Genomic DNA, 8,178 nt, shown 5'->3' with positions numbered 1-8,178 from the left:
TCGCGGAATTCAGGCGAATGCTGCTTACGGGGGTTCTTACTGGTTGATACGGATTTTGTCATGTGAGCTACCTCTGGTTGAGAGTTTACTCACTTAGTCGCGTGTCCACTAATGGTGGGTAAGATCATACCTGTTCTTTTTGAAATGAATCCATAAATTTTAGCCATTTTCCTTACTTCATTAATTAACGACTCATTTTTTGCATGAAGAAAATCTGAGGAAACTTTTTGCTTTAAATCTATGAGGCTCGTGCACAAATTTACAGCTTCCTTATTAAGGAAAACTGGCAATAAATCTTTAAAATGCTGTTCTAACTTAACTCCAAACTTCTCCTCGATTTGATTTATTGTTCGCTCTTTTAATTGCAATAGTAAAGAAAACAATTCTTCTGCAAGAATATTTGAAGTGAAACTTTCTCTAAATGTAAGCTGTTGCTTAACCCTTGGGATATTAATATATATACCCTTATCATCTTTCTTAAGATCGATGTGCTTCAATGATGTCAATTGCACTGGCCTTCTACCTGTGCTGATTAAGAGGTGTAAGAAACAAAATAAAGATAAATCAACTTTTCCCTCAGAAAGCAATTCGTTTGTTTTGGTTTTAAGCATATACAGTTCATCATCTGTATAAGGTCCTGCATTTGGGTCTCTTCTTTTGACTGCTTCACCAATAGCTCCACGGTTTACTTTGATTTCATTGAAAATAGCTACTGAAGATGAATGTATGCCTGGATAGTTGAAGTTTACCCATCTTTCCAGAAAGCTCTTCATACAGCATAAACAATACATTTCATGCTCTTTCAGTCCAGCCTTAAATCTCAAGATACTTTCACCATCAATAACTTTTATCTGCGATATAGCGAAAAACTTCTTAAATGAATTGTTAATGGCACTTACATAACCTGCACTAAAATTCGAGGCACAATATGCAAGAGTATGAATATATCCCGATTGGATCTCTGATGATGCATTTTTAATCACATCTATGGGAGATATAGTTATGCTCTTATCAAGCTTCCATTTTTCATCTGTGAGTTTGAAGTAATAATCTTTCATTTTGGCTTTGTAAGATGCTTCTTCAATCTTTAACGACAAATTCATACCTACTCTCCTTTTATAATTCTCTCAGTGGTGTTGAAAATCTTGAGCATAATCTCTTTATGTTTTTCAGAAATCATTTTTCTGTTGTATACCTCAGGCATTTTCGAGGACTCAGACCATCCCATACAATACTTTCTAAAAGCATCTTGCTCATGACCGCTTAGTTGTGCGCTATTAGCCTCCTTTGAATAATAGTAATTCCATGAATGTCTCAACCTGTGACCTGATAGATTTGCTAATAAATTACTGCTCTTCTTAATGGTGGAAATAATTTTCTCGTATGCGGAAATACTGAGAGGTTCGCCTTCTGTATTTGAATTCCCATGAGTTACAAAAAGATAACTATGTCTTTTCCGCTTTGTAGAAAATTCCCTTTCATAAATCATATAGTCATCTATTTCCTTAGCTAAACCATCAGAAAGTTTAAGCACCCTTTCTTCTGTTTTAACAAGAGGTTGATAGATTCTGGAATCTTTGTTGCAGTCGTGTCGCCTCCTTACATATAGTGTATTCTCATAAAGATCTAAATCTTCAATCTTAATGTTTAGTAATTCGCCAGCTCTTAACCCCAAATTTATTAGAATCCTAAAAATAAGGTTATTTCTTCTTTGAACATCTTTTGAGAATGGATTCAGTTCGCTCCCTATTTCAACTATCTTAAAAAGCTCAATAAGCTGTCTGTCTTCAAGCGCTCTATCAGGTCTTTCATGTAGCTTCAGAGTTCGGACACTCCATTTATGAGACTCGATACTCTTTATGAAAATATCTACTTCGTTTTTTGCATTAATTTTATTCATTGAGTGAATAACTTCGCAAAGCCACTCAAGGTATTTCGCAACCACATGCAGTCTATAATTAAATGTTCTTTTAGAAATGGATTTAAATTCTTTTTTGTTAATGTCGGGGACTTCCCTGTTATCAAATCTTAGATTTAAATATCTAACAAGATTATCAATCTCAAATATATTGAGAAACTCTTTGTTCATTATCCTTTCATGTAAACTGATTTTGTTATTTTTGCAGAACTCTTTAAATATGATGAGTTTCATTGCAACCACTTCAATTGTTGAAACGGTATAACCTCGGTTTCTTATTTTAGTAGTGAGAAATAGGTTTTCATAGTAAGCTGGAAGCCCGGTCTTTCTATCAAGAATAATACAGTTTCGTTCTCCACTTTCCATTACAAACTTCTTAGTTCTATATTCCAATTTGATAACCCTCCGTAAATTTTACAATTGTTAATCATTCCGGCTTATCATGTAATTTATAGATTCTAAATTTGCAATTATATTTATATTATTTCTTAGCTATTTATATATTATTTAATAATTTAAAAAAATTTCTTTCACGTGAAAGAAACCGGTATGGCTAGTTAACTGTATCCATACCCGATATTTAGAAATCATCTCAAAGCCTGATTGATAAAGCGGTGCGAATATTTTTGTTAAGAATTTCGTTAAATATCACCCTATTTTCATTTTTAAACTTTACGATAATATTTTGATCATCAAAATCAGCTATTATTAATCCGAGATTCATTAATTCGATCTTCAACCCATTGATCAATTTCCGCCTCTACAAAAGCTATAGCCCTCGCCCCCATTTTGATAGGTTTTGGAAATGAATCATTTGATATCAATAGATAAATCCAAGATTTCTTAAATCCGGTTTTTGATAACACCTCGGGCATTCTTATCAAGCGGATGTTTGATTTCTTCATGTTTGCTTCCTCACCTTGTCTCTGATGAATCAACAGTAAGGGAAGGTGAGCAAAGAAAGGACAGAGCTTCGTGACTCCAGTGACGACAACTGTTACCGCTTTCCCAGTTTATTTTGTAACAGACAGGATAGACTTCAAGAACTTCATCTGGGTCAGAGTTCTTAACTTTGATAAAAGAGGAGGAGAGGATGCTGTGCACATGCCGACAGGTTTTTAAGCACCGTAACTAACGGTGCCTTTCGCTTAGTCACTGAGTTTTATGACTTCTGAGACCTTCATGTCTTTCAAATGAGGATTCTTATTAAGGAAGTAGTTAAATTGCCTAATGAAGTTGATGGTTGATGCTTTGTTAGCGAGTGGACGGTCTGAATCACGGATATGGTTACTTAGGCGGGTTTCATCTTCTTCATCCTCATCGGTGTATAGGAGACGAGATAACCTGTCGTCAGAAATCCTTACCTTATGTATCTTTGCCCACATAAGGATATCGAGCATGGCCATGATTCGATAGTTGATGAGCTTTTTGATTGTGCCATAACCAAACCTAACTGCTCCCGACATGTCCGGCTCAATACCTTTGATTTTTCTCCATTGCGGTAATGCCGTCTTAAGAGCTTCAGCTATCTCTTCATCTGTTCCGCTTGCCAGGTCTACTTCCAGCATCACCGTGCCCTTCGCCATGCTCTCATCGAAGATGTCTGAGATGAAGGCTTCAGCATAATCAGGCACCATACGATATTGCTCTCCTCCATCCCATGAAAAGAGTCCTGCAACCATGCTATTGATACCAAGCTGGGCAATCCTCTTCGTTGTCGTAAGATGGAGATGAGGCGGTTCGTAGAGGCGATCATCACGGTCCGTGTATTCCAGTTGCCTTGAAGTGTATAACACCGGATTTCCCCCAAAGACTTTGATACCTACCTGAATGAGGTCTCTCCCTTCCTCCTCTGTAGGCCAAGGTCTGTGCCAAATCGCTCTCGCCCACAGCTCATGGTAGTAGGCCTTTAGTGTTAGATCATTGAAAATTTCGTAGTTTTCTACGGAAAACCATGCTTTAACTTCCTTTGTATGTTCTGAGGTCCAATTCTTCATTAAATTTTTTCCAGAAATATTTACACAAATTTATATCATTTTAATTAAAACTGCACATTTATTTTCTAATTAATTATTTAAACGAAATAAACCACACAGAATGCAATTTATATAAAAAATCTTAATCCATATTTCATAATATGAAAATCACCTTTTATTATCTATAAATCTAACAAGATACTACCCTCTCAAATTTCATTTGTTCGTTTATTCTTATTGGTATATTATTAGCAGTTGATAATAAGATTGAAAACACAATATTAATGTTAAGGATAATATATGGGAAATCCAGTCAGTGAATCTTTTTTAAAATCATTACTTTTAGGTGTAATCCCTATAGTTTTAGGGACACTTATATTCGGTGTTATACTCGAATCGTATAAAAGCGACCTTAACTTTAGAGGTGATATAATGAAGGATTACTATTTTCCTCTAATAACTAAAGAAAGACAGTGCAGTAACTTGTCAATAACACTGGCGGACGATTTCACACAAAAAATAGGACTATATAACGAGTTAATTAAAAGATATAATGCCGGGAAAGATGGTTCAGGACCAAGGCTGACCGAGGAATATAAATCATATCTTGTAGATCTCCTAAAAAAAGTCTCAGAATATAATAGCAATTCTACTAAACACTCCCAAGAACTTGCGACTTGTCGGGAAGAATTAAATCAAGATTATATTAACATTGCCTTAGTAACTGGAACTATTGATGAATTTCATAAATACAAAAAATCTTTAGACGACTCTCTTTCAGCACTTAATGTTGAGTCACAACAAAAAAATGATGAAATAAAAAAAATGCTTTTCGGTGTTAATGTTGATGAGATAATAAATGAGTTTTTTATGGCAGGCGATATGACTGACGAAAGATACTCCTCTTCGAATAAAACAGATATTGCAATAAAAACAGTAATGCCTTCTTTACTAAAATTTTTTGCATTTAAAGCTGTAATTGAATATAAGGCAAACAATAGCTATTTAAATTTGTCTGAAAGTTACAATTCAGTTTTGGAGAAAGAAATAAGTTCTCGATACAAAAGAAACTGGTTATCAAGAATTCTGAATTAACTATAGGACCAGCTTGTGAGGAATCAATATATTACAAGCTGGCTTTGAACTTTTTAGATTTCAAAATCCTGCAATTTTTTACCACTGGCAATAGCATCGGCAATGGCTTTTGGTGTTCTGCCCTGACCAGTCCAGGTTTTCTCATTACCTTGCTCATCGGTATATTTATACTTTGCCGGGCGAGCTTCACGAGTAGACTTAGCCTTGACCTTATGTTTAGAAGAAAGTCCGTTTAGAAGTTCCTGAGGATCTATCCCATCTTCAAGAAGTTGAGCACGGATAGCTTCAAGCTTAGCTTGCTTTGCTTCTCGCTCTTTTATGACGGATGCTTGCTCTTCACGGAACTCATCTATAACTGTAGTGAGCTTAGCAAGCATATCTTCGAGTTGCTCAAGTGAAGTCTCACGAGCTTGTGCCCTGAGGGTGCGAATGTTGTTAAGGGTTTGGAGCGCATTACTCATAAGATGCTTTCCCTGATTAATTATTAGCGGTTGTGAACTTAACCTGATGAGTTTAAACAGGGATATTTTCCTAATCAAGTATTTATGTAATTTTGTCTATTGGTAAACTGATTGAGATTTCCAGAGCTTAATTTAAACTCCTGATTTCAGAGATCTTTATCAGTTCATTAAGGAGTTCAGGTTTGTGTTTATGTAACCATCTAAATAAAGCTTGATTCTCTAATAAGGTTTTTATGTGAGATATTACTATTGTTAACTTCAAGCTTGTAGATCCATAGTTTTCCTTGAGCTTATCTGCATCAACATGAACATGTGCCATTTCTTTTTCGAGCCTATCAATCATTTTTCTTTGCGCTGTTTTATGATTACCTTTGGTATTTTTTGACTCAATCAATGTTTCTTTAGGTGAACTTTGAAGAAGCGAGTGTGAAAAATTTTTTGAAAAATTGTCAAACCTTATCATGAGGTTAGCACATTCGAGTTGTCTCAATGGAACCATTTTTTTTAAAGCTAAGAATGTTGCCTTAGGAACAACCTTATCATTTAATATCTCAACTACCTGGGGACTAATTCCATCTAATACAGATATCCTGCCTTTCAAAGAATCTACAGAAATATTTAGAGAAGCACTAAGTAATTCAATAGGAACTCCAGCTTTTATAGCTTCCTTTAACATTTTTTGGATTTGAATTATTGTTACTTGGTTGACTTTCTTATTAGGTGTATATGTATCATATATTGTAGAAACAAGACATTCTACTTTGGTTTCACCCAATTCTTTTAAGGCCTCTATTCTCATATGCCCATCCAATATTTTTATTTCATTAGTTACTGAATCAATATAAACTAAAATAGGTTCTATTAATCCTATAGATTTCAAAGTGCATTTTATTTGTAAGAACTTTTCGCTACTCTCATAATTTATAAGAAGCTTTTTAGTAGGTAATAGCTCACTTATATTTAAGCTTAAAGTATTCTCACTGAAGCAACATTTAATCATTTTGTTAGTCCTTAGCAGAGTTTCTAAATATTACACCAATGATGTCATTTAGATTTTCGCTTATAATTAAATCATTGAAATCTTTATTTTTGTTAAGCTCATTAAAAATTGAATTAGCAAGCAATAAATTGGACTCTAAATATGATGCTTTGTGAATCAAATTTTTGTGTTCTTTGATACTATCTTCGTAGACTTTGATTAATTGATCTGTAGTCAATTTTTTACTCTTGTAATCTCTCTTGAATTCTGTGCTCATTATGCCTTTTAAGCCTTCATTTCTTGAATCTAAAACTTCTCTAAGTTTGCTCACATCTTTATGCTTGATCTTTCCTTCATCAAAAGCTTTGATAAAAAGCTCCTGTCCCTCTTTATAGTCTACTCGTGCAATTTCTACGGCAAGAGAAATTGACATCGTTCCGTTTTCAACAGCAGAAAGTAACTTATTTTCTCCTTTTTCAATTAACATGGTTAAACTTGTTATCCAGTTAACTGATAACCCAGTATTCTCTGAAATTTCTTTGTTGCTAAGCCCCTGTTCTTTCATATCTTTTATTCTGAGATACTGCTGACCAGCTCTTGGTAAAACACGGGCCATATTCTCGGCAAGACTCATTATATGTGCTGTGTTTTCATCAACATCTAATATAATTGCTGGTATTAGTTCCTCATTTAGCATAGATATGGACTCAAGCCTCCCTTGTCCGCATATCAAAGCATATTCATATTTGCTATCTTTTATTCTTCTTACAGTAACAGGCTTTCTTATACCACTTGTATTTATACTTTCTGTAATCTCAGCATGTTTAAATTTATTTCTTGTTCTTGGCAAAACAACTTTTATAGATGATGCTTTTATCATTTCTATTTTACCTTCTTTCATTTAAGATGCCTCCATAAATGTTGGTTTTAACATATTTAGAAAAAAATCTATATTTTCAAATCTATATAACTCAAAGAGCATAGTATTTTGCTCTTTAATTTTCAGTTCCTTTTCAAAATTTTCTAATGATGGAAGGATAAAATAATCAACAGGTTTTGTGTTCAAGCTATTCATTCTTACTACAATATTGAAGTCTGTATTTAGACTTCTTTCTAACCTCACGAGCCACTGGTATTTATCATTTCCCTTACTCCTACATCTTGATACGACTATGGAAAAGGTGAGAGATTTATTTACTTTCACAAGTTTTTTATCGTTAACAGACACATCAATTTCTATCAACTTTCTTTCTATTTCTTTTATCAATTCTTCGTTTTTTAACCTAAGCATTTTATTTATAGTTAAAAAGCTATAGTCTATCTCAGGAGTGTAACCTATGAGTTTATAAGCATTTATTAATCCCCCAAAACGATTCGCAACTACACTACTTGAAGGTCCAGAATCATCTTGGTCTATTATAAATCCAGATATTTTACCATTTTCTTGTAATTTCCTTTTTAAATATAGCAAAATGTCATCGTTGCTCATTTGCTTCGATCTTGCATTGATAATTTCTTGAGCCAATTTAAACTTTTCAATAGATATTATCGGTTTGAAAAATGACTCATGCATTACCCACTGACTCTCGTGGTTTTTCGTTTTTTTAGTCTGTAACTTAGTTGGTAATCCCCCCGAAAAACCGGTGTGTTCATAAGTAGAATTTTCTCGTAATCTGAACCGGGGAGATCTCTGTGAAAAAATCACGCTTTACCGACAGCCAGATCATGGCCATCCTCAAGCAGGCCGAG

Annotated in this window: 9 protein-coding genes; 1 reads left to right on the top strand and 8 read right to left on the bottom strand. The window is 34.2% G+C overall.

Features of this window, described 5'->3' with window-relative positions; translation table 11 throughout:
- Nucleotides 1–89: 89 nt before the first annotated feature.
- The 4 genes from BTJ39_RS23730 to BTJ39_RS23715 all read right to left on the bottom strand — a co-directional run bounded on the left by BTJ39_RS23730 (nucleotide 90) and on the right by BTJ39_RS23715 (nucleotide 3,915).
- Complete coding sequence (locus BTJ39_RS23730; RefSeq protein ID WP_078005130.1) at nucleotides 90–1,103, bottom strand: hypothetical protein; 1,014 nt, start codon at nucleotides 1,101–1,103, stop codon at nucleotides 90–92.
- A 2-nt stretch (nucleotides 1,104–1,105) separates the two neighbouring features.
- Complete coding sequence (locus BTJ39_RS23725; RefSeq protein WP_479684395.1) at nucleotides 1,106–2,284, bottom strand: tyrosine-type recombinase/integrase; 1,179 nt, start codon at nucleotides 2,282–2,284, stop codon at nucleotides 1,106–1,108.
- A 332-nt stretch (nucleotides 2,285–2,616) separates the two neighbouring features.
- Nucleotides 2,617–2,823, bottom strand: coding sequence for a helix-turn-helix transcriptional regulator (locus BTJ39_RS23720; RefSeq protein WP_078005128.1), 207 nt, complete (start codon nucleotides 2,821–2,823; stop codon nucleotides 2,617–2,619).
- Nucleotides 2,824–3,066: 243 nt separating this feature from the next.
- Complete coding sequence (locus BTJ39_RS23715) at nucleotides 3,067–3,915, bottom strand: DUF6387 family protein (RefSeq protein WP_078005127.1); 849 nt, start codon at nucleotides 3,913–3,915, stop codon at nucleotides 3,067–3,069.
- Between the two features lie 279 nt (nucleotides 3,916–4,194).
- Here BTJ39_RS23715 and BTJ39_RS23710 point away from each other — a divergent pair, with 279 nt between their 5' ends.
- The gene (locus BTJ39_RS23710) at nucleotides 4,195–4,989 is read left to right on the top strand and encodes a hypothetical protein (protein WP_078005126.1); all 795 of its coding nucleotides are present in this window, start codon (nucleotides 4,195–4,197) and stop codon (nucleotides 4,987–4,989) included.
- Nucleotides 4,990–5,042: 53 nt separating this feature from the next.
- On the opposite strand, the gene BTJ39_RS23705 is transcribed toward BTJ39_RS23710, so the two are convergent.
- The 4 genes from BTJ39_RS23705 to BTJ39_RS23690 all read right to left on the bottom strand — a co-directional run bounded on the left by BTJ39_RS23705 (nucleotide 5,043) and on the right by BTJ39_RS23690 (nucleotide 7,918).
- Nucleotides 5,043–5,450 (bottom strand): H-NS family histone-like protein, encoded by a 408-nt coding sequence (locus BTJ39_RS23705; RefSeq protein ID WP_078005125.1) that lies wholly within the window; start codon nucleotides 5,448–5,450, stop codon nucleotides 5,043–5,045.
- A gap of 127 nt (nucleotides 5,451–5,577) precedes the next feature.
- The gene (locus BTJ39_RS23700) at nucleotides 5,578–6,450 is read right to left on the bottom strand and encodes a ParB/RepB/Spo0J family partition protein (protein WP_078005124.1); all 873 of its coding nucleotides are present in this window, start codon (nucleotides 6,448–6,450) and stop codon (nucleotides 5,578–5,580) included.
- Between the two features lie 4 nt (nucleotides 6,451–6,454).
- A complete protein-coding gene (locus BTJ39_RS23695; protein ID WP_078005123.1) occupies nucleotides 6,455–7,330 on the bottom strand; it encodes a ParB/RepB/Spo0J family partition protein in 876 nt (291 codons plus the stop codon).
- Nucleotides 7,331–7,918 (bottom strand): hypothetical protein, encoded by a 588-nt coding sequence (locus BTJ39_RS23690; protein WP_206744996.1) that lies wholly within the window; start codon nucleotides 7,916–7,918, stop codon nucleotides 7,331–7,333.
- Between the last annotated feature and the right edge of the window lie 260 nt (nucleotides 7,919–8,178).

Origin of the sequence: Izhakiella australiensis (assembly GCF_002006995.1) — a bacterium.
GTDB classification, from domain to species: domain Bacteria; phylum Pseudomonadota; class Gammaproteobacteria; order Enterobacterales; family Enterobacteriaceae; genus Izhakiella; species Izhakiella australiensis.
This window is presented reverse-complemented; position numbering and strand designations above follow the sequence as displayed.

What these genes read in the sequence shown, in the direction of transcription:
- BTJ39_RS23710 (WP_078005126.1), top strand. Translation starts at nt 4,195, where the DNA reads ATGGGAAATCCAGTCAGTGAATCTTTTTTAAAATCATTACTTTTAGGT.
- BTJ39_RS23725 (WP_479684395.1), bottom strand. Translation starts at nt 2,284, where the DNA reads ATGGAAAGTGGAGAACGAAACTGTATTATTCTTGATAGAAAGACCGGG.
- BTJ39_RS23730 (WP_078005130.1), bottom strand. Translation starts at nt 1,103, where the DNA reads ATGAATTTGTCGTTAAAGATTGAAGAAGCATCTTACAAAGCCAAAATG.
- BTJ39_RS23700 (WP_078005124.1), bottom strand. Translation starts at nt 6,450, where the DNA reads ATGATTAAATGTTGCTTCAGTGAGAATACTTTAAGCTTAAATATAAGT.
- BTJ39_RS23705 (WP_078005125.1), bottom strand. Translation starts at nt 5,450, where the DNA reads ATGAGTAATGCGCTCCAAACCCTTAACAACATTCGCACCCTCAGGGCA.
- BTJ39_RS23715 (WP_078005127.1), bottom strand. Translation starts at nt 3,915, where the DNA reads ATGAAGAATTGGACCTCAGAACATACAAAGGAAGTTAAAGCATGGTTT.
- BTJ39_RS23720 (WP_078005128.1), bottom strand. Translation starts at nt 2,823, where the DNA reads ATGAAGAAATCAAACATCCGCTTGATAAGAATGCCCGAGGTGTTATCA.
- BTJ39_RS23695 (WP_078005123.1), bottom strand. Translation starts at nt 7,330, where the DNA reads ATGAAAGAAGGTAAAATAGAAATGATAAAAGCATCATCTATAAAAGTT.
- BTJ39_RS23690 (WP_206744996.1), bottom strand. Translation starts at nt 7,918, where the DNA reads ATGAGCAACGATGACATTTTGCTATATTTAAAAAGGAAATTACAAGAA.